27 protein-coding genes are annotated in these 23,616 nt (G+C 70.2%); 3 read left to right on the top strand and 24 right to left on the bottom strand.

Going from position 1 to position 23,616, the window contains the following annotated elements; translation table 11 throughout:
- Nucleotides 1-8 precede the first annotated feature (8 nt).
- The 5 genes from JNB_RS14020 to JNB_RS14000 all read right to left on the bottom strand — a co-directional run bounded on the left by JNB_RS14020 (nt 9) and on the right by JNB_RS14000 (nt 2,887).
- Nucleotides 9-497, bottom strand: a complete 489-nt coding sequence (locus JNB_RS14020; RefSeq protein ID WP_009777151.1) for a pyridoxamine 5'-phosphate oxidase family protein — start codon at nt 495-497, stop codon at nt 9-11.
- A complete protein-coding gene (locus JNB_RS20610) occupies nt 490-957 on the bottom strand; it encodes a PPOX class F420-dependent oxidoreductase (RefSeq protein WP_009777150.1) in 468 nt (155 codons plus the stop codon). The genes JNB_RS14020 and JNB_RS20610 overlap by 8 nt, the downstream gene beginning before the upstream one ends.
- Nucleotides 954-1,400, bottom strand: a complete 447-nt coding sequence (locus JNB_RS14010) for an SRPBCC family protein (protein ID WP_040883834.1) — start codon at nt 1,398-1,400, stop codon at nt 954-956. Before JNB_RS14010 ends, JNB_RS20610 begins: the two co-directional genes overlap by 4 nt.
- A gap of 87 nt (nt 1,401-1,487) precedes the next feature.
- Nucleotides 1,488-1,994 (bottom strand): 2'-5' RNA ligase family protein, encoded by a 507-nt coding sequence (locus JNB_RS14005; RefSeq protein ID WP_009777148.1) that lies wholly within the window; start codon nt 1,992-1,994, stop codon nt 1,488-1,490.
- Entirely contained in the window at nt 1,994-2,887 is an 894-nt protein-coding gene (locus tag JNB_RS14000; protein ID WP_009777147.1) for an Fpg/Nei family DNA glycosylase, read from the bottom strand. The genes JNB_RS14005 and JNB_RS14000 overlap by 1 nt, the downstream gene beginning before the upstream one ends.
- A gap of 206 nt (nt 2,888-3,093) precedes the next feature.
- Between JNB_RS14000 and JNB_RS13995 the strand changes: the two genes are divergently transcribed.
- Nucleotides 3,094-5,211, top strand: a complete 2,118-nt coding sequence (locus tag JNB_RS13995; protein WP_009777146.1) for a catalase — start codon at nt 3,094-3,096, stop codon at nt 5,209-5,211.
- 93 nt (nt 5,212-5,304) lie between these two features.
- Here JNB_RS13995 and JNB_RS13990 read toward each other — a convergent pair whose 3' ends face one another.
- The 9 genes from JNB_RS13990 to JNB_RS13950 are packed head-to-tail and all read right to left on the bottom strand — an operon-like array spanning nt 5,305 to nt 13,187.
- Nucleotides 5,305-6,033 (bottom strand): response regulator transcription factor, encoded by a 729-nt coding sequence (locus JNB_RS13990; protein ID WP_148232441.1) that lies wholly within the window; start codon nt 6,031-6,033, stop codon nt 5,305-5,307.
- Nucleotides 6,034-6,038: 5 nt separating this feature from the next.
- Nucleotides 6,039-6,905, bottom strand: coding sequence for a glycosyltransferase family 2 protein (locus tag JNB_RS13985; RefSeq protein ID WP_009777144.1), 867 nt, complete (start codon nt 6,903-6,905; stop codon nt 6,039-6,041).
- Nucleotides 6,898-7,956 (bottom strand): glycosyltransferase, encoded by a 1,059-nt coding sequence (locus tag JNB_RS13980; RefSeq protein ID WP_009777143.1) that lies wholly within the window; start codon nt 7,954-7,956, stop codon nt 6,898-6,900. The genes JNB_RS13985 and JNB_RS13980 overlap by 8 nt, the downstream gene beginning before the upstream one ends.
- Nucleotides 7,953-9,038 carry a glycosyltransferase gene (locus JNB_RS13975; RefSeq protein ID WP_009777142.1) on the bottom strand — a complete coding sequence of 362 codons (1,086 nt, stop codon included), beginning with the start codon at nt 9,036-9,038 and terminating at the stop codon, nt 7,953-7,955. The genes JNB_RS13980 and JNB_RS13975 overlap by 4 nt, the downstream gene beginning before the upstream one ends.
- Nucleotides 9,039-9,734, bottom strand: coding sequence for a glycosyltransferase family 2 protein (locus JNB_RS13970; protein ID WP_009777141.1), 696 nt, complete (start codon nt 9,732-9,734; stop codon nt 9,039-9,041).
- Nucleotides 9,734-11,152 carry a bifunctional PIG-L family deacetylase/class I SAM-dependent methyltransferase gene (locus JNB_RS13965; RefSeq protein ID WP_009777140.1) on the bottom strand — a complete coding sequence of 473 codons (1,419 nt, stop codon included), beginning with the start codon at nt 11,150-11,152 and terminating at the stop codon, nt 9,734-9,736. Before JNB_RS13965 ends, JNB_RS13970 begins: the two co-directional genes overlap by 1 nt.
- Nucleotides 11,149-12,237: a hypothetical protein gene (locus JNB_RS13960; protein WP_009777139.1), complete on the bottom strand. Its 1,089-nt coding sequence runs from the start codon at nt 12,235-12,237 to the stop codon at nt 11,149-11,151. Before JNB_RS13960 ends, JNB_RS13965 begins: the two co-directional genes overlap by 4 nt.
- 30 nt (nt 12,238-12,267) lie before the next feature.
- Nucleotides 12,268-12,648, bottom strand: coding sequence for a hypothetical protein (locus tag JNB_RS13955; protein WP_009777138.1), 381 nt, complete (start codon nt 12,646-12,648; stop codon nt 12,268-12,270).
- Nucleotides 12,645-13,187 (bottom strand): hypothetical protein, encoded by a 543-nt coding sequence (locus JNB_RS13950; protein ID WP_009777137.1) that lies wholly within the window; start codon nt 13,185-13,187, stop codon nt 12,645-12,647. The genes JNB_RS13955 and JNB_RS13950 overlap by 4 nt, the downstream gene beginning before the upstream one ends.
- 110 nt (nt 13,188-13,297) lie before the next feature.
- Here JNB_RS13950 and gntA point away from each other — a divergent pair, with 110 nt between their 5' ends.
- Nucleotides 13,298-14,011, top strand: a complete 714-nt coding sequence (gene gntA / locus JNB_RS13945; RefSeq protein ID WP_009777136.1) for a guanitoxin biosynthesis heme-dependent pre-guanitoxin N-hydroxylase GntA — start codon at nt 13,298-13,300, stop codon at nt 14,009-14,011.
- A complete protein-coding gene (locus JNB_RS13940) occupies nt 14,008-14,622 on the top strand; it encodes a DUF1989 domain-containing protein (RefSeq protein WP_009777135.1) in 615 nt (204 codons plus the stop codon). Before gntA ends, JNB_RS13940 begins: the two co-directional genes overlap by 4 nt.
- A gap of 7 nt (nt 14,623-14,629) precedes the next feature.
- Here the strand turns inward: JNB_RS13940 and idi are convergent, their stop codons facing one another.
- The 10 genes from idi to JNB_RS13890 all read right to left on the bottom strand — a co-directional run bounded on the left by idi (nt 14,630) and on the right by JNB_RS13890 (nt 23,544).
- Nucleotides 14,630-15,190, bottom strand: coding sequence for an isopentenyl-diphosphate Delta-isomerase (idi, locus tag JNB_RS13935; protein ID WP_009777134.1), 561 nt, complete (start codon nt 15,188-15,190; stop codon nt 14,630-14,632).
- The gene (locus tag JNB_RS13930; protein ID WP_009777133.1) at nt 15,187-16,209 is read right to left on the bottom strand and encodes an NAD(P)/FAD-dependent oxidoreductase; all 1,023 of its coding nucleotides are present in this window, start codon (nt 16,207-16,209) and stop codon (nt 15,187-15,189) included. Before JNB_RS13930 ends, idi begins: the two co-directional genes overlap by 4 nt.
- Nucleotides 16,202-16,759, bottom strand: coding sequence for an isoprenylcysteine carboxyl methyltransferase family protein (locus JNB_RS13925; RefSeq protein WP_009777132.1), 558 nt, complete (start codon nt 16,757-16,759; stop codon nt 16,202-16,204). The genes JNB_RS13930 and JNB_RS13925 overlap by 8 nt, the downstream gene beginning before the upstream one ends.
- Nucleotides 16,759-17,829: a type III polyketide synthase gene (locus JNB_RS13920; protein WP_009777131.1), complete on the bottom strand. Its 1,071-nt coding sequence runs from the start codon at nt 17,827-17,829 to the stop codon at nt 16,759-16,761. Before JNB_RS13920 ends, JNB_RS13925 begins: the two co-directional genes overlap by 1 nt.
- Before the next feature lies 1 nt (nt 17,830).
- On the bottom strand, nt 17,831-19,015 hold the full coding sequence (locus tag JNB_RS13915; protein WP_009777130.1) for an NAD(P)/FAD-dependent oxidoreductase: 1,185 nt from the start codon (nt 19,013-19,015) through the stop codon (nt 17,831-17,833).
- Nucleotides 19,012-19,845: a UbiA family prenyltransferase gene (locus JNB_RS13910; RefSeq protein ID WP_009777129.1), complete on the bottom strand. Its 834-nt coding sequence runs from the start codon at nt 19,843-19,845 to the stop codon at nt 19,012-19,014. The genes JNB_RS13915 and JNB_RS13910 overlap by 4 nt, the downstream gene beginning before the upstream one ends.
- 72 nt (nt 19,846-19,917) lie before the next feature.
- The gene (locus JNB_RS13905) at nt 19,918-20,775 is read right to left on the bottom strand and encodes a biotin-dependent carboxyltransferase family protein (RefSeq protein ID WP_009777128.1); all 858 of its coding nucleotides are present in this window, start codon (nt 20,773-20,775) and stop codon (nt 19,918-19,920) included.
- Nucleotides 20,772-21,389: an allophanate hydrolase subunit 1 gene (locus JNB_RS13900; protein WP_040883832.1), complete on the bottom strand. Its 618-nt coding sequence runs from the start codon at nt 21,387-21,389 to the stop codon at nt 20,772-20,774. The genes JNB_RS13905 and JNB_RS13900 overlap by 4 nt, the downstream gene beginning before the upstream one ends.
- Nucleotides 21,386-22,159, bottom strand: coding sequence for a LamB/YcsF family protein (locus tag JNB_RS13895; RefSeq protein ID WP_009777126.1), 774 nt, complete (start codon nt 22,157-22,159; stop codon nt 21,386-21,388). The genes JNB_RS13900 and JNB_RS13895 overlap by 4 nt, the downstream gene beginning before the upstream one ends.
- On the bottom strand, nt 22,156-23,544 hold the full coding sequence (locus JNB_RS13890; protein ID WP_009777125.1) for an MFS transporter: 1,389 nt from the start codon (nt 23,542-23,544) through the stop codon (nt 22,156-22,158). The genes JNB_RS13895 and JNB_RS13890 overlap by 4 nt, the downstream gene beginning before the upstream one ends.
- Between the last annotated feature and the right edge of the window lie 72 nt (nt 23,545-23,616).

The raw sequence follows: 23,616 nt of genomic DNA, 5'->3' as shown, positions 1-23,616 counted from the left end.
CGAGGCGCTCAGAGCTGGACGACTCCGCTGCTGTCGTCGTCCTCGTCGGCCGCCTTGTTGTCCGTGAGGACCCCCTTGACGAGCTGGACGAGGAACGCAGCCTTGCCGGGTGACTCCCAGAACTCGGCGGTGTCGGCCGTGACTTCGAGGAGCCCGTTGTTGGGGTCCTGGGCATCGCCCTTCATGAACGCTGACACCGACGGATCCCAGAGCTCCTCGAGCTTGGCCCGGTCCTCACTCACGACCGCAGTCCCGGCCAGCGAGACCCAGCCCTTGTCACTGGCGTAGGCGACGTTGACGTTGGGCCGCTGTCGAATGGCTGCCACCTTGTCCGTGTCGAGCTCGGTGATGAACCACACCGTGCTCGGGTCCTCGAAGTCCTGCGTCCCCATCGGGGTCGACACGAGGCGGCCGGCGTCGTCGACGTAGGTCAGCGTCGCGATCCGGGTCTCCTTCATGATCTCGGCGGTCAGGTCCCTGGGATCGTGGTCAGCCATCGTGGGCCTCTTCTCTCTCGGAGTTGTGGGGAGCGGGGGTGATGAGCACGACGGTGTCGCGGTAGGTCAGGCCCTTGCGTCGGACGGCCAGGCCCCCGATGACGGCGAAGAGGGTGCACTGCCAGCCGTACTTCGCGCGGATGGCGGCCTGGACCTCGTCGAAGTCCCGCCCGGACTGCACCATCTGCGCCGTCGCCTCCACCGGCTCCGTCCCCGGAGTCGGGGTGCCGGTCCGGCTGCACGGCTGCACGGTCACGCGAGGGGTGTGTCGCAGCCTCTTGGTCTTGCCGGTCCCCATCGTCGTGTAGAAGCCGACCCGCGCCTGATCGGCGAGCGGGGAGACCCATACCGCGGTCGGCACGCCCTCACCGTTGCGCCGGAACGTCGTGAGGAGCACGAAGTCCTCGGCGCCCAGCATGGCGGCCTGCGCTGCGATCGACGCGTCGGACCCGGTGGTCAATGGCCGACGCGCGTGAGCGCGGCCGTCATGTCGCGCACTGTGTCGTCGGCGATCTTGCGGAAGACGAGACCCATGAGCGGGTCGGCCAGCCGGGCCACAGCCTTGAAGGTGATGGTCGCCTCGTAGCGGATCCGGCTGCGGCCCCCATCGAGGGAGGTGACGCGGATGTCGTCGGTCGAGTCGGCAGTGTTGTTGCTGCCTTCGAGGACGACGTGATCCGGCTGGAGCGTCACCAAGGTGTACTGCAGCTCGGTCTCACGGCCGAGCACCTTGCTCGTGTTCGTCCACGTCGCACCCGGCAGGGCAGGCTCCGAGGGGTCACCGTTGCGGACGCACGAAACCGTCCCTGGATCCCACTCGACGGCGTGGGCGAAGTCGGCCAGGTAGGCGACGGCGGCGTCCTGCGGACAGGGCACCTCGAACTCTCGGACGATGTGGACCACGAGGTCCTCCTCCAGGTAGGCGTCCCACCACCCTAGGCCACGCACAGACCGCTGACCTGCGGGAATGCCGCCGAGTATGCCGGGTGCTCACCCCACGACGTGGCTCACCTGCCGTGTCACCGAGTTCCACCGACGCAGGATCACGGCAGAACCGTCGACGGCTTCGGGCCCGAACAGGGACAGTGCCCGACCTGCTTCCTCCGCCGACAGACCGCGTGCCAACGTCACGTGGGGAGTCCACGCACCGGGCCGGGTGAACGGGGTCGGCTCCGCGTCACTGGCGCGCACCGCCACGGCGTGGAACGCGAGCAGGTCGGCGCTCACGACGACGAGTCGGGCCAGGACGAGCCGACGCCCCGGGAAGGTGACGACCGGGCCGAGCCGGATGCCGACGGGCAGCAGACCGGACAGCCCGGAGGTCAGCTCGCCGTCGGTGGCCTGCAGGACGTCAGTGGCGAGCAGGGTGATGTGAGGGGCGTTGGTTTCGCCCCGGTGGTTGGCCTGGCTGGGCAGGCCAGCCGCGCGCAGGGCCTCCCACTCGAGACGCACGGCTTGGCTCATCCCGTTGTCGAGGAGCAGCTCGAGTGCCTCCATCAGCCCTCGCCGACGGTCGCGGGGTCGGCGGACGTGGCCCCGGTGGACGTGGGCCCGGCTGCCTGGCACCCCGGGCACCAGAAGAGCCGTTGCAGGCCGACCCGCTGGGCTCGAACGGTGGTCCCACACACGGAGCACGGTGTGCCGGCGCGGCCGTAGACGGCATACCTCTTGGGCCAGCGCGGCACGCGCTCCCCGCGCACGAGTGCCTCGCGGGCCGCGGCCATCTGGGCCTCGTCGGTGACGATCCAGCCTGCGCCGAGCCCCAGGATCATGAGGTCGACGGTGTCCTGCCACAGGGCGCCGAAGGTCTCGTCGTCGATCTCGCGGCCGGGAGTGAAGGGGTCGAGCCTCGCGCGGTGGAGGATCTCGGCACGATAGACGTTACCGATGCCGGCGATGACCTTCTGGTCGATGATGAGCGCGCCGATCGGCCTGCGGGAGTTCTGGATCCGCCGGCGAGCAACATCGGGCTCCGCATCGTCACGCAGCGGGTCGGGGCCGAGCCGGGCGCGCAGGGCGAGCACGCCGTCCTCGTCGAGGAGCTCGCAGACGGCAGGGTCGGTGAGCTCGCCGTGGTGGGTCGCGGAGAGCAGTCGCCACGCGACATTGCCGTGCACGGGCGGCTCGGTGCGGGGGAAGTCCCCGTGAAGGGCACGGTGATGCCGTCGCACCGAGAAGGCACCGTCCATCGCGAGGTGGAGGTGGGCCGTGAGCCCGACGTCATGGGCGGTGACGAGCAGGTGTTTGCCGACCGCCTGAGCGTCCGCGAACACGCGCCCGTCGAAGACGGTGGCGTCGAACTCGCCGTTGGGCGAGCTGGAGCGCACCGGCTGTTCGACGAACTGTTGCAGCCTCTGTGCGATCCCGTGGACGGCATGCCCTTCGGCCACTCTCAGCCCCCGTCCGCTCTCGTCACCCTCGTTCCGCTCCGGATCGCCATGACTCCAGCATGGTGCACCGCACCGACAGGGGCACCACCTGCTACACCCCAAGGGAGGTGGTGCGCTGCCGCAGCTCGACCTAGTGTCGAGGGACGTACGCAGACTCGCGGAGCGGTTGTTCCCGAGCACCCACCCGCGAGAGGCGCACCCACACCATGGCGACCAAGAAGCCCGCTGCCCGAGCCAAGACCAAGAAGACCGCCACCTCGGCCAGCCCCCGCGACGAGATCGGCAACGGCGGCGAGCTGCACCAGCGCGCGGGCGGTGACAGCCCGCCGATGACGACCGCACAGGGCGCCCCCGTCGAGGACGACAACAACTCGCTGCGCGCGGGCGATCGCGGCCCCACCCTCATGGCCGACCATGCCTTCCGCGAGAAGATCTTCCACTTCGACCACGAGCGCATTCCGGAGCGCGTGGTCCACGCCCGCGGCTACGGCGCGCACGGCGTCTTCGAGGCCTACGAGTCCCTCGCCGACATCACCCGGGCGAGCATCTTCGCCACCAAGGGCAAGAAGACCGAGACCTTCGTCCGCTTCTCCACCGTGGCCGGCAACCTGGGCTCACCCGACCTGGCCCGTGATGTCCGTGGGTTCGCGACGAAGTTCTACACGGACGAGGGCAACTGGGACCTCGTCGGCAACAACATGCCCGTCTTCTTCATCCAGGACGCGGTGAAGTTCCCCGACCTCGTCCACTCCGTCAAGGAGGAGCCGGATCGCGGCTTCCCGCAGGCCCAGTCGGCCCACGACACCTTCTGGGACTTCGCCTCCCTCATGCCCGAGTCCACCCACATGACGCTGTGGCAGATGTCGGATCGCGCGATCCCCCGGTCACTGCGGATGATGGAGGGCTTCGGTGTCCACACCTTCCGCTTCATCAACGCGGCCGGGGTGAGCTCGTTCGTGAAGTTCCACTGGAAGCCGGTGCTCGGCATGCAGTCGGTCGTCTGGAACGAAGCCGTGAAGATCAACGGCGCCGACCCCGACTTCCACCGGCGTGATCTCTTCGACGCCATCTCGGCCGGTGACCTCCCCGCGTGGGAGCTCGGCGTCCAGGTCTTCGACGACGCGTTTGCCGACTCGTTCGAGTTCGATGTCCTCGACGCGACCAAGCTCATCCCCGAGGAGCTCATCCCCGTCCGCCCGATCGGCAAGATGACGCTGAACCGGTTGGTGGACAACGTTTTTGCCGAGATCGAGCAGGTCGCGTTCATGACCCAGAACGTCCCGCCGGGCATCGACTTCAGCAACGACCCCCTGCTCCAGGGCCGCAACTTCTCCTACCTCGACACCCAGCTCAAGCGGCTCGGCAGCACGAACTTCAGCCAGCTCCCGGTCAACGCACCGAAGTGCCCGGTGGCGCACTTCCAGCGCGACGGCCACATGCAGACGTCTCCACAGGCCGGGCGCGCGGCCTACGAGCCGAACTCGTTCACCGGAGCGGATCGCGGTCCGCGTGAAGCCGGCCCGGAGGGACAGGTGCCGTTCGCCGCCGAGGTCTCGGGCGAGACCCGCCGCATCCGAGCCGCGTCCTTCGCCGACCACTACAGCCAGGCCCGCCAGTTCTGGATCAGCCAGACACCGGTCGAGCAGGACCACATCGTCGCGTCCTACGCGTTCGAGCTCGGCAAGTGCGAGGTACCCGCGATCCGCGAGCGGATGGTTGCCAACCTGCGCAATGTCGACGAGGCGCTCGCGTCGGGGATTGCCGACAAGCTGGGTATGCCGCTTCCCGCGGCTTCCAAGCCCGCCGCGCCGGTCGTGCAGACGGAGCCATCGCCTGCACTGAGCCTGTTGGGCAACGCGAAGGAGACGTTCCAGGGCCGCAAGCTCGGGCTCCTCGTCGGCGACGGCGCCAAGGCAACCGCGGTCAAGCGACTCACCAAAGCCGTGGAGAAGGCCGGTGGCACGGTCGAGGTCATCGCGGTCAAGGTCGGCGGGGCCACCCTCTCCGACGGATCACTGCTCGCGGCGAAGCAGGCGGTCGCCGGTGCACCCTCCGTGCTCTATGACACCGTCGCGGTCCTCGCGGGCGTCGAGGGCGAGCAGGCCCTGGCCGACGAGCCGCCCGCCCGGGACTTCCTCACCGACGCCTTCGCCCACTTCAAGGTCATCGGCCTGGGCTCCGGCACGGACGCGCTCGTCGCGGCCGCGGGCCTGACCGGCAAGCTCGACGACGCCTGTCTGGCAGTCGACACCGCGAAGGACACCACGGCATACGTCGCTCGGATTGCCGGTCCACGTCACTGGGAACGAGACCTCACCGCCTGACCCGTCGGCGCAAGGCAATGTCCTGCGGAACGCGTGCTCTGGGCCGCGTTCCGCAGGACATTGTTGTGCTTGTGTGGTGCCCGTCCGTGACGGTTACGGGGTCTCTCGGACCTGGGCCAGCGGAGTCCGGTGCCCCTCGGCCTGGGCGCTGGGCATGAGCACCCGCATCCTCGACGTGGCCATCCCGTGGTCGATGCCCCAGAGGACGGCCTTGCTCCGGCTCGTCACGTCCATCGTGCGGTAGGCCGAACGGATGTAGGACTTCACCGAGTTGATGCTGAGGTAGGTGCGTTCGGCGATCTCCAAGTTGCTGAGACCAGCGGTCACGAGGGCGATGATCTCGGACTCCCGAGGTGTCAGACCGAACTCGCGCCCCGGCCACGAGTTGCTTGCCAGGTCCGGGTCGTCGACGAACGGGATGACCTCGATCGCCTGCTCGTGGACCGCGAGGAGGGCCGCAACGAGGGCTTCGCCATCGAGAGACTTGGGCAGCGCGCCGTGGACGCCCCGGCGCAGGGCCGACGCGACGAGGTCCTCGTTGAGCTGCCAGGCATAGAGGACGACCCGGCCGATGCCCGGGTTCTCGCACAGGTCGTCCAGGTCGTCCGAACCGAGGTTCGCGCGGGTGAAGGTGTCATAGAGCGCGATGTCGACCGGTCGGGTCACCGGCACGTCGAGGTCGAGCTCGACCACCTGGATGACGTCCTTGAACGGCTCGAGCATGGCGGCCACTCCACGCACGATGAGCTCGTGGTCGTTGACCACGGCGAGGGTGAGGGGCTGGCCGGACGGTACTGCGGTCAGACGTGGAGCTGCGCTCATGGCGTTCACAGTACGTCTCGCCGCAAGGGTCCTGGAACCCTGGCGTTGACGGGAGGTCGCAGGAGGACGAGCGAGTCCGCGTCGAACCTCACGAGGTCCTGACGAGCGAACTCCTCGAGCCATCCCCGCATGGGCCAGAGCCCCCATCGTCGGTGGAAGGTCGTCGCGTTGCGCACGATGTCGGTCAGGTGCTCAATGGGCGGGCGCGAGACGGGGTGGAACTGGTGGAAGGCGTCGGCACCACCCACCCACACGAGGTCGACGCCGCGCGAGCGTGCTGACCAGCCGTAGTCGGTGTCCTCGGCGCCGTAGCCGACGTACTCCTCGCTGAAACCGCCGACCAGACGCCACGTCGACGGGGTCATCGCACAGCTCAGTGACCAGAAGAGATCGTGGTTGCCGCCTCGTTCGATCGCCCCGACGGGAGGGTCCGGCCGCACCTCGTGGGGAGCTCGGAGACGGTCGAGCAGCGCCAGGTCCAGTGGGACGTCGACACCCTCACCGAGATAGGTGACGGGTCCCGCAAGGAGCGTGCCCGGGGCCCAGGACGATGCCTTCTCGTAGCCAGCGACGAGTCGGGGCCCCGGCACACAGTCGACATCGAGCAGGATGACGAGCTCGGCGCCGCGGGCGAGGGCCGCCTCGACCCCGACGTTGCGAGCCCGCGACAGCGGGAGACCGAGCGGGTCGGCCTCGACATGGAGCACGGTCGTGCCGTCCTCGCCACCAACCACGTCGTCGATCTCGGGGTCGTCCATCGCGACCACGATGTGCGACGTCTCGGGTGAGAACGTCCGGAGGCCACGGCGCTGTTGGCGCAGGTGGTCGTGGCGTCGATGAACGATCGTCACCACGGTGGTCGAGTCAGCCACCGGCCACCACCTCGATGAGTGACGCTGCTCGTGCCGAGGCGCCGTGGCAGCCCCACTTCTCCCAGCCCTGTCCCCCAGCGGCGCGTGCCTGGTGCACGAGCTCTCGCCAGTCGGCGCCCTCGAGGTCGTCCGCCCCGACGACGTGAGCCATACCGGAGCTGCCGAGCAGGTTCCCCATGTGCGCCTGCTCGTCGAAGGGGCGCCTCTGGGGAACCACCACTGCGGGGGTCCGCGAACCTGCGACGTCGGCGATCGCGTTCTGACCGGCGTGGGTCACCACGATCGCCGAGTCGGCCAGTTCCTTGTGGACGTCAGGGACCCAGACGCCGGCTCCCGCAACGGTCCAGTCGACTTCGGGGACCGCTCGGGCGATGACCGCGGGAAGGTCCGGGTCATCGAATCCCTCGGACCCGGTGAGCATGAGGCCGCGTGGGCGCTCCCGGCCCGATGCCGGGGAGGAGAGATCGCCGTCGGGCGCAGGGCCGTGGTCCGCGCGACCACTGATCCCACCGACGGCCACCACGGAGTGGATCCTTGGATCCGCACTCGCCGTCTCGGGTCGCCGCCAGAGCTGGTCCGTTGCCCAGGAGGGCCACGGAGCGAGCACTGCCGATGCGGCATCCAGGGCGGCCGAGTGCGCACCGTCGCGGCGGTCGCCGGGCTGCGCCACGATCACCACGGGGACGCCCAGGAGACGCACCAGGACCGCGACCTCGCACGACACGTCAACGACGAAGACATCTGGCTCCTCCACCTGGATCCACCGCGCGATCGTCGTCATGCGCTCCTGAAAGCCGTTGTGCCACAGGGGCGCCCAGTGCATGGTCCCGCGCACGGTGACGTCGCAGTCGGACTCGGTGGCTCCTTCTGCCAGCGGCGCGTCCATGGCGAGGAGGACGGTGTGCAGGGATCTGTCGTGCGCTCCTTGTCGGTCGAGGTCGGAGCCGAGGAGAGTGACATCGGCGCCACGGTTCACGAGCTCGGCACCGACGACAGCCGCCCGGGTGCGGTGACCGGCTCCGTGGTGATGCACGTACCAACCCACCTTCATGGCCGTTCCTCCCTTGTGAGAACACAGTTGCGATACAGATCGACGTAGTCCGCGACCATGCGCTCGACGCCGAGGTCGCGACGTGCACACCGGCGAACGTCCACGCGCCGCAGGGCGGACGCGGCGTCCAGGGCGTCGGCAAGGCCGGCGACCTGCTGCTCCTCGTCACCTCGGGCGTCCACGAGAACCCCGATGTCAGGAGAGACCACCTCGCCCAAGCCGCCCCGGGCCAGCGCGACGACCGGCGTCCCCCACATGGCAGCTTCGGCAGCGACCAGGCCGAAGGGCTCCTCCCAACGGGGCGTGACCAGAGCGACAGCGCTGGTCCGCACCAGCGCAGCGAGATCCGCGTGCGACAGGTGACCGGCGTACTCGATGGTGTCGTCGAGCTCTGGTGCGATGACGTCCTCGAACCAGGGGCGGTCGCTGATGGGACCGGCCAGACGCAACGAGCGACCGACGCGCCGAGCGACCCGGATCGCGAGGTCGGCGCCCTTCTCCGGGGTGAGTCGTCCCATCCACACGAGGTCGGGACCGCCCACGCCGGGGCCGACACCGTCGTCCCGGACACCGTTGAGGATGACCCGTGGCGGCGACGGGAGCGTGGTCCAGTCCCGAGCGTTCGCTCGCGACACGCAGGCGTATGCCGTGTGCTCGCCTGCGAGCGCGACCCCCAGTTCCATCCACGGGAAGGGTGGCGTGTGCAGGGTCGTGACCAAGGGTGCGGGGAGCACTGCGCTGAAGGCCAACGGCAGGAAGTGCAGGCTCTGGTTGTGCACGATGTCGACGTCGGATCGAGCCAGGAGGTCGACGACCGCGCTCGTCATCGCCGCGTGGTCGTGGAGGAACTCGGGCTCGGGGAGCTGGTGATCGAGCGCGGCGACCGCACTGAGCGCCGGCAGCTGCGGATAGGGGACGAGCTCGTCTGCCAGCGACGAGTCGGTCCCCTCGGTGGCATACAGAAGGACGTGGTGCCCGAGCCCACGCAACCCGCGCACGAGGGACGCGGTGTGCGCCTCCTGCCCACCGGCATACGGCTCCACGATCGGTTGTCGGGAGGTCGCGAACATGGCGATCCGCACTCAGCCCACCTCGTCCTCGAGGGCGAGGATGGCATCCGCGAAACCACCGCGGCACCGGCTGACCCGTCGCGCGGAGGACGCCACGCGTACAGCGTCCGTCGCGACCCACCGGCTCGTGTGGGAGCGGATCCGCCGCACCAGGTCGACGTCCTCGTCCAGTGCCACGGGCAGGAATCCGCCAACCTCGAGATAGGTGCTGCCGCGCACTCCCAGGTTTGCCCCATGCACGTGCGGGTGACCCTCGACGAGGTGATGACGCGCACGCCACCGCGCCAGCACGGCCGTGTCCGTGAGGCCGAACGGTTCCACCGTGCCGATGACGGCGTCGTGGTCCTGCGCCAGCTCCAGCTGGCGAGTGAGCCAGTGTGGCGGCACCACCGTGTCAGCATCGGTGCAGGCGATCCAGAGGTCTTCGGGGGCGATCCCGTTGCGGGCACTCGATGCCAGCGCCCAGCGGACTCCGGCGTCCCGCGTGGCACCGACCATCCCGAAGTCGACCGTGTGGCGATGCACCCGGGCTGCATCCACGACCAGGGCCGTGCGATCACGACACCTGTCGAGAACGACCGTGACGTCGACGAGCAGATCAGGTCGGGCCGCTCGCAACGCGCGACGGGCCTGTTCGACACTCTCGAGGCAGCGCGGGAGGAGCAGCTCCTCGTCGCGAGCGGGGATGACGACGTGCACGGCGCCCATCACGTCGTCACCGTGTTGGAGTCGACCACGTAGACGTCGAGCAGAAGGTCGGGCTCGACAAGGGCCGCGGCCGCCCATCGCTCGCAGACCGCCCGGACCTGCGCGTGAGCCGTCGGTCCGTCGGAGGGGATGTGCTTCGTCGGGTGGCGCCAGTGCACCAACAGAAGCTCGCCACCCGGCGAGAGTCGGGCCAGGACCGCCCCAAGGGTCAGCCACAGGTCGAACGGCGTGAGGAAGTAGGCGATCTCCGAGAGCACGACGAGGTCGAACGTGCCCTCGATGTCCCGGAGCACGTGGGGTGCCACACCCTGGACCCAGGAGATGCCGTGGGTCCGACCACATCGGGCGATGTCCAGCGCGCGAGCGCTCGCGTCCACCGCCACAACCGCGCCGGAACGGCCGGCGAGTGCGGTGGTGAGCGCACCCGTCGAGCAGCCGATGTCGAGCACTCGGTCGTAGCGCTCGCGGCCCAGCGCGGCCAGGGTGACGTCGCGCTTGCGCCGTTCGTACCAGCTCTCGCTGGACCATGGGTCATCCCCGTCGGCGAACATCGCGTCGAAGGTCTCCCCCACGGTCCCGCCCTGGTCGGCGACCGGAGAATCCGTCTCGGCCTCGCGGGCCGCCGCTGGGTCGACGCGTCCGCCCGCGCCAGCGAGCGTCAGAGTCGTGAACCCCCGGCGGAACGGCGCGAGCACCGGTGCGGTGAGCAGCTGCTCGTCCCCCGGGGCGGAGGAGAGAGGCAGTCGTTGGCTGCGGTGCTCACCCAGCGCCTGCTCGCTCCTGGACAGGCCCTCGAGAGTGGCATCCACCACGACAGAGGTCGCCCACGGAAGGTCATCCGGGTCACCCCAGTGCCAGAGCCAGACGAAGTAGTGGGCCAGGCCGACCGGGCCGTCGTGACCGTGCGGTGTCGAGGCGACCGCCTCCGCCGCGGCCCGACCAGCAACCTCATGGTCGGGGTGACCGTCAGCGGTCCATGGCGCGATGACGAGGGTCCCCGGACGGGTGAGGTCCTGGATCGCGACGACCACGTCGCTGTGGGAGGTCGACAACCCGCCGTCGGCGAGGCCGGCATGCACGATGCGCGCGACCGGCGCGAGGACTGCCGCCGCACGGTCTGCCTCGACGCGGCGCAGCTCTGCCATCTGTGCGGGCCGAACCGTGGGCGACCGCGGGTGCGAGCCCTCCCCGTCGGTGAGGAGCAGGACGGTGACGTCGACGCCGAGGGAGGCAGCATCAGCGATGAAGGCTCCTGCGCCCAGGCACTCGTCGTCCGGGTGAGCCGCCACGACGAGCAAGTGGTCGTAGTCCGCGAGCAGGGCTGCCGTGGTCGGGCGCGCGAGGGCGGACCAGCGCTCGTCGCGCACCCACCGCGGCTCGCCCTCGGGGTGATGGATGGTGCCAGCTCTGGGACTCATGGCGTTCGCCCCACCAGCAGGGATCCGAGCCGGGCCACGTCACGTTCGCCGTGATGCTGCCGGACGTAGACGGTCAGGTCGGCGACACGTCGCGCGTGCTCCTCGTCGCTGGTCAGCGGCCCCGGTCCCAGGGCGCGCGCCGTCTGCGCGAGGGCGAGTTCGGTCGCCCCGGCAACGGTGGCTCGGGTGCGAGCAGCCACCAGCTCACCGACGGCACCGGTCGCCTCACCCGAGTCGATGAGGTCCGCGGCCGCACGCAGGGCGAGCTCCGCGCCCTGCAGGGCCAGATCGAGGCGACCGACGTGGAGCAGGGCGAGCTGGTCCGGATCGCGACGACGCGCGGCCTCGAGGACGCTCTGAGCCAGCGCACAGGCGCCGCCGAACCAGACGGCGGCCACTCCCACGCCGCCCCAGGAGAAGCCGGGGCGCTCGAGGTACCACCCGGGCGGACCCACGGGTGTGGCAGGGACGGCGTCGAGCTCGAGGGCTGTGCTGCGCACGGCGGCCAGGCCACGCGACACCCAGGGGTCGTCGCTGACTCGCACTCCCGGGTGCGCCAGGTCCACGGCGAAGAGCTGCCGGCGCGACCGGTCGATGTGCGCGGTGATGAGGGCGTGTGTGAGTCGGCCGGCGAGGGAACACCATGGTTTGACCCCGGACAGCATCCACTCGCCACCGACGGCATGGGCGTCGAGATGCGCTCCGGGAGCGTGGGCGGCATACACGCCCCACGTGCTCCCTCGTGGCGCAGTGGCGCTGGGCCAGCTGCCATCGACTCCACGATCTCGGTGGGCTGCCTGGTCGAGGATCGCGAGCGCGTCCAGGTGCGGTTCCAGGACCCGCGCAACCGTGAGATCTCCGGCTCCGAGGGAACCCAAGGTCTGCAGGTAGGTCCACGTGGACCGTCCGAGGGTCTCGCTCGTGGGGCCGAGGGTGCGGGCAAGGGTGACGGCCGCGTCGATGTCCGGGCCGGCAGAGCGGGCCACGTCCACGAGGTCGTGGTCGGCCCATCGCAGGAAGCTGGGTCCGGAGGAGCGACCTGTCTGGGGCTCGGCCGAATGCGTGCCGACGTGGGTGTCGCTCATGTGGGTTCCTTCATTGGCAGTGGTCTGCGCTCAGGCCAGTGCGCGCTGGAGCGATTCCGGGTCCGCGACAGTGAGGGTTGCTCCCGGGTGCTTGATGGTGCGGGTGGGATCGATACCGGCGACCGGCTCGAGGAACCGCACGCAGAGCGCCCGCTCCCCATTTGTCGCGAACGTGACACCTCGGTCGGCGAAGGACAGGTGCGGTGGCCCGGCCGTCTTGAGCCAACCGAAGTTGCCGGTGATCTCGGTGGTGGCGATGTTGGTGAGAGGAGTGACGAGACGCCACGGCCCGAAGCGCACCCGCAACTCGTCAGCGGTGACGGTCACGTGGGCCGTGCGCGGGCGGATGCCGAGGATGAGGGCCGGGAGCCGGTAGGCCGGCGCGAAGGCGAACTCGAATCGGCGGTTCACGTGCGGTGCAGCAGGGACGTCGGGCGGTCGAGCAGCCCGGCGACACCGCGCTGCTGTTCTCCGAGGTAGGCGTCGAGCACCAGCAGGGCTCCGGTGGTCATGGGGGTGGCCCACTGCAACCACCTCATGCGCTGCGACAGCTCCTGCGCCCGGCGTCGTGCGCCGACATCGTGCTGGGCCTGCTCAGCCGCGTCGCCGAGCTTCGCGCCATACAGGTATGCCGCTCCACTGGCTGCGAGCGCGGCTCCCGTCAGGGTGGTCTTGAGCACCACAGCGGCAGTGGTCGGCGGGTGGGTGAGAGTTCGTCGACGGTTGTCAGCCACGATCGCCAGGCCGCTGAGGAGGTGCCCGCCGATGGCGGCTCCCTGGACCGGACCCCATTTCGTCCAGCCTGCATCCGCGATTTCTGAGCGCTCCTTGGCGGTGTCGCCCTCGTGGGAGGCGGGGTTGAGTCCCACGGCCCCCATGAGTGAGCCACCGAACCAGGCTGAGTTGGTCACGAGGTGGAGGGCTCGAACGGCAGTGCTGTATGCGGTCATGACTTGACCGTAGGTTCGGGGGCCACCCCACCGGCTCACCCCAAAGGGGGTACCGGGGACCCAGGGGATCCGGAGAGGCTGAAGGCCAATCAGCCTAGGAGGCCCCTGTGATGAAGCAGACGAAGAACCCGTCAACCGTCCCGACCGAGGACGACGTCCTGGCCCAGCTCGCGCCGTGGGTGCTCGACCCCGAGTACCCCTGCCTCGGAGCCCGCGCCGTCTTCAGCCGGGAACGGGCGCACGTCGTGACGACCGGGCGTCTCGGCAGCGCGAGCAGCAGTTTCGACGTCTACCGGGCCTTGCGCGACTTCGGTGAGGAAGCGGATCCGAGCCAGGGCTTCACCTCCCTCATCGCCGCCTTCGGGGGTGAGCCGCCCCTCACGGAGTTCACCTTCGAGGACCGGCTCTGGACCACCCTGCAGCACCTGCACGACTTCGACGACACCCCGTGGAACTCGGAGGTGTCCGACGATCCCGCGGACGTCGACTTCTCCTTCAGCGTCGGCGGCGTCGCCTATTTCGTCATCGGGCTGCACCCGCACGCCTCCCGCGACGCCCGACGGACGCCCTGGCCCGTGCTCGTCTTCAACCTCCACTCGCAGTTCGAGGAGCTGAAGGCCTCGGGACGCTACGACCGGATGCGTGACCTCATCCGCGGACGAGACCTCCACCTCCAGGGTTCGGTCAATCCCATGGTTGCCGACCACGGTGTGATCTCGGAGGCACGGCAGTACTCCGGTCGGGCCGTGTCTGCGGAGTGGCAGGCTCCTCTGGAGCAGGCCTCGGCGACGCCGCTGGCTCGCCACCGACAGGAGAACTCATGAGCTCAGCACCCACCGTGGACACGACCCGGATCGCCCCACAGACCGGTGCCTACGTGCACCTCGCCCCCGGCGACGTCCTCACGGTCGTGGACCCGACGGGCGTGCAGGTGAGCGATCTCTTCTGTGTCAGCACCGACGACGTCGCCGAGGTGTTGTCGTCGGGGCGCTCGATCGACTTCGAGAACACGGTGAGGTTCACGACGGGACGACGCTTGTGGAGCAACCGCAGCCGGCCGATGCTGACGATCGTCGAGGACACCTGCCGCAGCCACGACTTCCTGCTGACGCCGTGCAGCCAGCAGACGTTCGACATCCTCTATCCCGACTTCGGCGGGGCACCGCACCCGAGCTGCTTCGCGAACCTCGTCGAGGCGCTCGCTCCCCACGGCGTCGACCCGGACCGCATCGGCACGACCTTCAACACCTTCATGAACGTCTGGGCCGACGAGTCGGGCGAGCTCCACATCGACGCACCGCAGAGTGTCGCGGGTGACCGGTTCTCGGTCCGGGCCGAGATGGACCTGCACGTTGCCATCACGGCCTGCTCGGCGGAGAAGTCGAACGGTGGGACCTGCAAGCCGATCGACTACTCCGTGGTGCGCAAGGGCTGACCGGCGCTCACGCCACGCCGTCCTCGGTGGAGCGCGGATCCTCGTCCAGGGCGGCCACCTGCAGACCGCACCACGGGCTCACGTCGCGGCCGGAGACCAGGACGTCGCGGCGGAAGGCAGCCCAGTCCACCCACTCCACCTCGGCCACCTCGGCCGGGTCGAGGACGAGCGCGCGGGGATCAGGACAGGTCGCGGCATACACCGGACAGAGTTCGTTCTCGACCGTGCCGTCGTCCATGATGGCGCGGTAGCGGAAGTCGGGAAGAACCAGGCGTATGCCGGTCAGCTCGGTTCCGAGTTCTTGCCTCACCCGCCGCTGCACGGCCTCCTCGACCGGCTCGCCCGGGCCGGGATGTCCACAACAGCTGTTGGTCCACACCCCCGGCCACGTCTTCTTGGTCAGGGCCCGGCGGGTGAGGAGGAAGCGACCGGCGGGGTCGAACACGTAGCACGAGAAGGCCAGGTGCAGCGGCGTCTCGCTGTGGTGCACCGTCGCCTTGGGGGCGGTCCCGATCGGCCGTCCGTCGTCGCCGAGCAGGACCACGAGCTCATCGCGCCCGGCGGTCACGCCGGCCTCGCGAGCTGGTTGACCGCGGCATCGAAGACACCGGGCAGGACCGCAGCGGCGTGGACGATGCGGTGACGGACCGGCGAGAGGCTGGTTGCGGAGACGAGGCCGTGCGTGAGCAGGTCGTGGCGCCAGCCGAGACGTCGCCAGTCCCGGGCGTAGTCCGCGGGTCGGTTGCCGGCCACGGCCTCGACGGCGGCCTTTGCCTGCGCCAACCCGAGGGCGATGCCCTCGCCGGTGAGCGCGTCGACATAGCCCGACGCGTCGCCGACCAGGAGCACGCGTCCCCGCACGCGCTGGCGGCTGCGCTGGCGGAGCGGACCGGCGCCGAGCGGGCGCGAGTGCGGCCTGCCCTCGAGCCGACCCACGAGCAGCGGGAAGTGCGTGAGCAGGTCGTCCCAGGACCGCCGTTCGGTGGTGAGGACGGCGATGCCCACCTCGCGAGCGGCGACCGGGGTGACGTAGGCCTCGCCGATGGAGGACCAGTGCACCTCGACGCAGGACGTCCACGGCTCCATCTCGACGTGGGCCCGCTGGCCGTAGCGGCGGCGGCGCGAAGGCGTGCCGGAGAGGTCGAGCAGCCGCCGCACCGGAGAGTGCAGCCCGTCAGCCGCGATGAGGTAGCGGGTCGGCTCGCCGTCGACGAGCAGGTGGTCGCCGCGTTCGAGGACCTCACGCACCGGGCGCTGTTCGGGAACGATGCCGACGGCCTCGGCCCGGCGCGTGAGGGCATCGTGCAGGACCGTGCGTCGGACCCCGAGGCCCTGCCCGTACCGGAACCGTGCCTGGGCACTCCGGGTCCCGTCGACGTAGCGGATGCCGGTGATCGGGTGTCCGTCGAGGTCCACGTCGAGGTCGCGCAGGGCCGCGACGGCACCCGGCATGAGTCCTTCTCCGCAGGCCTTGTCGACGACACCGACCCGAGGCTCACGCACGCCGACATCGAGACCGGCACGGACGGCATACAGGGCAGTGGACAGCCCGACCGGTCCGCCACCGGCCACGATGAGATCACGCATCGTCCGGCACCTTCGCCGTCGGCAGCGCCGCCAGTGCGGCGTTCTCCACGCGCAACCGCTCCCTCAGCAGGGCGGCATTGAGGACGGTGAACGTGACGGCCGTGATCCACGACGCGTGCACGAGCGGCAGGGCGGCGCCCTCGACCACGACGGCGACGTAGTTGGGATGGGAGAGGAAGCGGTAGGGGCCAGAACGCACAGGGGCGAGCCCCGGCACGACGATGACCCGGGTGTTCCACCGCTGCCCCAGGACGGTGATGCACCACCAGCGCAGCACCTGGGAAGCGACGACGAGCGCGAGCATCGACCAGGCCAGGGCAGCGGGGACCTCGGGCCGGCGCACGAAGGCCTCGACCAGCATCGCGGCGAGGAAGCCGGTGTGGAGGACGACCATGAACGGGTAGTGCTCCCGGCCGGTCTCGATGCCGCCGCGGGCGAAGCTCCAGGACGCGTTGCGCTGGGACACCACGAGCTCGGCCAGCCGCTCGACGGCGACCAGCGCGACCACGATGACGAAGCCGGTGAGACCGGTGAGCGCGGCGCCGTCCATCACGGTTGCGGGTCCGGGTCGGTGGCCCGCAGCAGGACGATCTCGGAGCAGAAGCCCGGACCCATCGCCAGCATCACACCGTGGGTGCCGGGTTCTGGGGGCCGCTCGCGCAGCGTGTCCTCGAGGACGTGCAGGACCGACGCCGACGAGAGGTTCCCGATGCGCGCCAGGGATGCGCGGGTCAGCGCGAGGTCGTGTTCGGTGAGCTCCAGCGCGTCGATGACGGCGTCGATGACCTTGGGGCCACCCGGGTGGCAGACCCACCAGCCGATGTCGGCACGACTGAGACCGTGGTCGGCCAGGAACGCGTCGACGTCGTCACGGATGTATCGCCGGACGATCGTCGGCACCTGGGCGTCGAGCACGATGCGCAGTCCTCGGTGGCTGACGTCGAAGCCCATGGTCCGTTCGGAGTCGGGGTAGAGCCGGCTGCGGCTGTCGAGCACCTCGACGGGACCACCGTGTCCGGTGCCGCCGCGGGCGACCACCGCGGCAGCCCCGTCGCCGAACAGCCCGCTCGCGACGAGGTTGGGCACGGAGGTGTCGTCGCGCTGCACGGTCAGGGAGCAGAGCTCGACGGTGACGAGGGCCGCGACCCGGTCTGGCCGGTCGCCGAGGTAGTCGTGCAGGCGGGCCACCCCGGCGGCGCCGGCGACGCAGCCGAGCCCGACCAGAGGCACCCGTCGCACGTCCGGGCGCAGACCCAGCGCGGAGACGATGCGGGCGTCGAGCGAGGGGATCGCCAGGCCGGTGACCGTGGCGCAGATCAGCTCGTCGACGTCACTGGGGGTCAGGTTGGCGGCCTTGAGCGTGTCCTCGAGGGCCTGGGCGCCGAGGGCAGTGGCGTGCTCGATGAAGAGGTCGTTGGCCTGACCGAAGTCCTCCAGCCCGGCGTAGTCCTCGATGGGGATCACGAGGTTGCGGTGCTCCACCCCGGCATTGCCGTGGAGCCGACGCAGCACCTTCTCGTCGACGCCGCCGCGGGCGATGACGCCGGCGAAAGTGTCCGTGATCTCGGCCTGGGTGTAGCGGTGTGGCGCCAGTGCGCCCCTGACCGCGAGGATCTCCACGTCATCGACCTCCGGTTCGGATGAGTTGGTTGCGTGCCAGGGACGTGGCGAGCGATGCGACCAGGCGCGGGGTGAGCCGGCCGTCACCCAGCCCGAGCTCGACGAGGTCGTCGAAGGTGCGATGGTTCCGCCGGGCTCCCGTGATGCCGGCGTCGACGACGGCTGGTCGCGTGGTCAGGCCGGCAGCGACCCAGGTGTGCTGGAGGTGACGGTTGAGGAGCGCGCGCACCGTGGCTCGGTACTGCGCGCCCGCGCTGTCCCGTCCACTGCCGAACGTCGCGGTCACGGCAGTGGCACCGGCCAGCGCGCCGGTGGCGACCGCGTAGTAGATGCCCTCGCCCGTCATGGGGTTGATCAGGCCTGCGGCATCACCCGCGAAGAGGACGGGCCCGTCGGGCTGCTCTCGCCTCCACCCGCGACCGGACAGGGGCAGGTGGTGGGCGCGCCAACGGGTGCCGTGCTCGACGGTGCCGGGCAGCAGCTCCTCGAGACGGTCCAGCAGCAGCTGCCGGGTGAGTGCCCGGTCGTCGCCGACCAGTTCGCCATAGCCGACGTTGGACAGGCCGTCGCCCCGGTCGAAGGCCCAGGCGTAGGACGGCTGGGAAGGACCCAGGCCATAGCGGATGACCTGGCTGCCCGCGCGTTCGGGCGGGGTGGGGGCGTAGCCGCGGATGGCCAGGGCCACCCGACCCCGGGTCGGCGCGGAGAGCGCAGCACGCACCGCGGACTGGGCTCCGTCGGCGCCGATGACCGTGCGCGCCCTGACCTCACCATCGAGGACGACGACCGCCCCCTCGACCTGGACCTTGCGAACTCGATGTCTCACCAGGCAGGCGCCCGCGGCGACAGCCCGCTCGACGAGCCGGGCATCGAAGACCTCACGCGGAATGACGTGGACGGGCCGGGCCATCCGCCCCCGGACCACGTTGACCCCGCGGGAGAGCTCCAGCTCCTGGAGTGGCTCCCACCCGTCGACGACGTCGGCGGCGCCCAACGGCTCGAGCACGTCCAGGACGTGCGGTGCGATGCCGTCCCCGCAGCTCTTGTCCCGGGGGAAGTCGTCGCGGTCGAGGAGCAGCACCCTCGCTGTCGGCCGCTCAGAGAGTGCGGCGAGTGCCGCGGCGGCGCCGGCCGGACCCGCACCGACGATCGCGACATCCCAGACCCCGGCCGTCGAGTCGCTCATCCGGAGACCACCAGGAGGATGACGTCGGCCAGGGCGATCCCGATGGCGGCACGGAAGGGGACCTTGCCGCGCCCGCGGAGGGCGAGGACCGCGAGGAGTGCGACCACGACGAGCACCACGGCCGACGTCATCAGGGACTCGTCGCGCGCACCGACAGCGAGCAGCACGCTCGCGGCCACGAGGCAGACCACCGCGAGCACCGACGCGAAGCGGTGACCCAGTCGGTGGGCCAGGCCACGGACATCGGTGGCCTCGTCGTCGGCCAGGTCGGGCAGGACGTTGAGCAGGTGGGCACCCACGCCGAGCAGGGCACCCGCCGTGGGCACCCACCACGCTGGTGCGTCGGCGCCCGGAGCGGCGAGCGCGATGAAGACCGGCAGCCCGGCGAACGCCACGGCATACGGAGCCCACGAGAGGACGGTCGCCTTGACCCCGAGGTTGTAGGACCAGCCAGCGGCCACGCAACCCAGGTGGATCAGGCCCGCGACGAGGCCGCAGGCGAGGGAGAGCGCGACGGTGGCCAGCAACGCGAGACCGCATGCCACCCGGGCCGTCTCGAGGGACACGTCGCCGCGCGCCAGCGGCTTGTCGAACCGTCCGACGACACGGTCCCGGTCGACGTCGATGAGGTCGTTGGCCCAGCCGATCGACAGCTGCCCGGCCAGCACGGCCAGAGCCACCAGAACGATGCGGGCGGTCGTGAGTCCCGCGGAGATCGCGAACGCGACCGACAACGCCGTGACCGCCGCGGACGGACCGGGGTGACAGGACCGCGCCAGCCCCGTGAGCCGGGACGTGGTCGATGTCTGCGCGTCGCCAGGTCGCCCCATCACGCCGAAGCCTGGGGCGGGGCGAAGTTGCAGGTCATGGCCTCAACATAGGCGCAGCGACAGACCTTCGCCTCACCCCAGGCGAACGCACTCGAAGCGAACCGGCTGACCGGGTCGCAGCTGGGCCGCCGCGGCGACGTCCTCCGGGTGGACGACGGCGATGACCGGATAGCCACCCGTCACGGGGTGGTCGGCGAGGAAGATCACCGGATGACCGTCGGGAGGCACCTGCACCGCGCCCTCGACCATGCCCTCGGAGGGGAGCTCGTCGGTGCGGGCTCGCTCCAGGGGCGGACCATCGAGCCGCACCCCGACGCGGTCCGACGACGACGTCACCTCGTAGCGCGTGTGACCGAGCACGGTCAACGCGTCGGGCGCGAACCAGTCGGCACGTGGGCCCGGCACCACCCGCAGCACCGGCTCGTCGGGCAGCCGGCGCACAGGAGCCACGTCGACGCCCGGTGCGTCGCCGTTGGGGCGCCCGATGGACAGCTCATCACCGTCACGCAGTCGGTCGGGGCCGAGGTGCGAGAGCAGGTCCGTGGATCGTGAACCGAGCACTGGCTCGCAGTCGATGCCGCCGCGGACGGCGAGATAGGTGCGGACCCCGCGAGACGGCATACCGATCTCCAGGATGTCCCCAGCGGCCAGGGCGAGCGGCGCGAACAGGTCCCGACCGCGACCGCCTGCCATCGCCTCGCAGGGCGCGCCCGTGAGGGCGACGGTGATGGATTCCGTTGCGCGCAGGGCGAGTCCACCAAACGTGAGCTCCAGACCTGCGGCATCCTCGAGGTTGCCGACGAGGCGGTTGGCGAGCCTCAGGCTGGGCCGGTCAACCGCGCCCGAGCGCCCCACGCCCAGGTGCGCGTAGCCCGGTCGCCCGAGGTCCTGGATCGTCGTGAGGGGTCCGGAGCGCAGCACCTCGATCATGAGCCGACCTCGCTGAACCGCACCCGGGTGCCCGGTGTGAGCAGGGCCGGCGTCTCGCGTCGCAGGTCCCACAGGACCGCATCCGTGCGGCCGATGAGCTGCCATCCGCCAGGACCCTCACGAGGATAGATTCCGGTGAATTCGCCTGCGAGAGAGACCGATCCGGCGGGGACCCGGGTGCGAGGGGTCGGCCGGCGAGGGACGTTCAGGGCCGAGTCGCCGCCGGCGATGTAGGCGAACCCGGGGGCAAAGCCCGTGAAGGCGACGATGTGGTCCGCGGCCTGGTGACGTCGAACGACTTCGTCGACGGGTATGCCGGTCAGCTCGGCGACCTCTGCGAGGTCACCTCCGTCGTAGGTCACCGGAATGACCACCTCTGGCCGGTCCAGGGGCGCGATCGCCTCGGCCGTCCCGACGTTCGCGACGGCTGCGGTGAGGTCGCTGCGAGTGGTGGTGTCGTCGAAGGTGAGCAGCAGGGTGCGTGCTGCCGGCACGAGGTCGATGACGCCGGTGGGGCGCGATGCCTCGACGGCTCGGTGCAGGGACATGACGTCGGCGAGGTCATCGCACTCGACGAGGAGGCCGTTGTGGCCCGCGGGCAGCATCCGCCTCATGACAGGGGTGACGTGAAGGGTTGGATCGCGACACCGGAGCCCTCGAGCGCCTCCCGGACCGCGATGGCGATCGCGACGGCACCCTCGGTGTCTCCGTGAACGCAGATCGACTGTGCCGCAACCGAAACGGTCGAGCCGTCAATGGCTTCGATGGTGCCCTCGGTCGCGAGGCGCACGCACCGCGCGGCGATGGTGGCGGGATCGTGCAGGACCGCGCCTTCCTCGCGACGCGACACGAGCAACCCTTTCGCCGTGTAGGCCCGGTCCGCGAACGCCTCGGCCACCCCGACGAGCGCGGCGTTCTCGGCGGCGACGAGCAGCTCGGAGCCGGCCAGCCCCACGAGTGGGAGCGAGCCGTCATACAGAGCGATGGCCTCCGCCACGGCAGCAGCCGTCACCGGGTTGCTCGCCGCGTCGTTGTAGAGCGCGCCGTGCGGTTTGACGTAGGTGACCCGACTGCCCTCGACGCGCGCGATGCCGTCGAGGGCACCGAGCTGATAGATGACCTCGTTGACGAGCTCGGCCGGGTCGACGTCGATGTGCCGTCGCCCGAACCCGGCGAGGTCGCGGTAGCCGACCTGGGCGCCGATGGCCACGCCTCGCTCGGCCGCCTGCGCGCAGACCCTGCGCAGGATGCTCGGGTCACCGGCGTGGAAGCCGCACGCGACGTTGGCGCTGGTGACGAGCCCGAGCATGGCCTCGTCGTCACCGAGGGTCCACCGTCCGAAGCCCTCGCCGAGGTCGCTGTTGAGGTCGACGACTGCACTCATGCGTGCCTCGCAGCGTGCCGCCCCTTGCCCGTCGGCACGTCTGGCGGGGTCGGCTCGGCCAGCTCTGCCGGGTCGTCGTTGAGGTCGGCCTTCGAGGTCTCCGGCGCGAGGAGGACGCAGATGACGGTGATGGCGAGCATCCCGACGACGTAGGCGCACACGGCCAGCGAGCTGTCGTAGGTGTCGAGCAGCCAGGTCGAGATGATCGGGGCCAGCGCGCCGCCGACGATGCCGGCGAGCTGGTAGCCCATCGACGCCCCGGTGTAGCGCACCCGCGTCGGGAACATCTCGCTGATGAACGCGGCCTGGGGTCCGTACATCGCGGCGTGGAAGAACAGCGCGACGACCGCAGCCAGGATGATGAGCGCCAGGTTGCCGGTGTCGAGGAGCTTGAAGAAGACGAACACCCACACGGCCGCGGCGATCGCGCCGAAGAGGTAGACCGGTCGACGTCCGTGGACGTCGGACAGGTGACCGAAGAGGGGGATGAAGACGACCTGGCACGCGGCCGCGATGAGCACAGCGTTGAGGGCATAGCTCTTGGGCAGGTCGAGGTAGGTCGTGACGTAGGTCGTGATGAAGAGGACGAACGTGTAGAAGGCGACATCCACCCCGACGCGGGCGCCGATGGCGAGCGCGACCTGCTTGGGGTAGCGCCGGAAGACCTCGACGATGGGCATCTTCGTCTTGTCGCCCGCCTTCTCGGTCTCGGCAAAGAGAGGGCTCTCCGCGATGGTCAGCCGGATGACGAGGCCGACGATGACGAGCAGACCGCTGAGCAGGAACGGGATCCGCCAACCCCACGAGAGGAAGGCCGACTCCGAGGTCGCGCCACCCATGAGGGAGAGGATGCCGTTGGCGAGGAGCAGCCCGACGGGGACACCGACCTGGGGCCAGCTGGCGTTGAGCCCGCGTCGCTTCGGGTCGCCGCTCTCGAGGGTCATGAGGACGGCACCGCCCCACTCGCCGCCGAGGCCGAGGCCCTGCAGGAAGCGCAGGATGACGAGGAGCGCCGGTGCCCAGGCGCCGATGGTGCCGTAGGTCGGGAGGAGGCCGATCGCGAACGTCGCCAGGCCCATGAGCAGGAGGGTGACGACGAGGACGTTCTTGCGGCCGAGCTTGTCGCCGTAGTGGCCGAAGATGATGCCGCCGAGGGGGCGGGAGATGAAGCCGACCGCAAACGTTGCGAACGCGAGGAGCGTTCCGACGAGCGGGTCGAAGTCGGGGAAGAAGAGCTTGTTGAACACGAGCGCCGCGGCGGTGCCGTAGATGAAGAAGTCGTACCACTCCAGTGACGTGCCGACGAGGCTGGCCGCGATGACGCGGCGGACCGACGACACCTTGGGGGCCGGCGGTGAACCAAAGCTCTCGAGCGTGTTGCTCACGGGGTGCTCCTGACGTCCGAGGACCGACAGCGGTGTCGGCGGGTTCCGTCGAACGTAGCGGATTGTTGAGCA

The organism is Janibacter sp. HTCC2649 (assembly GCF_000152705.1).
Taxonomy (GTDB): domain Bacteria; phylum Actinomycetota; class Actinomycetes; order Actinomycetales; family Dermatophilaceae; genus Knoellia.
The sequence above is the reverse complement of the archived record's forward strand: the minus strand, read 5'-3'. Positions and strand labels throughout refer to the sequence as shown.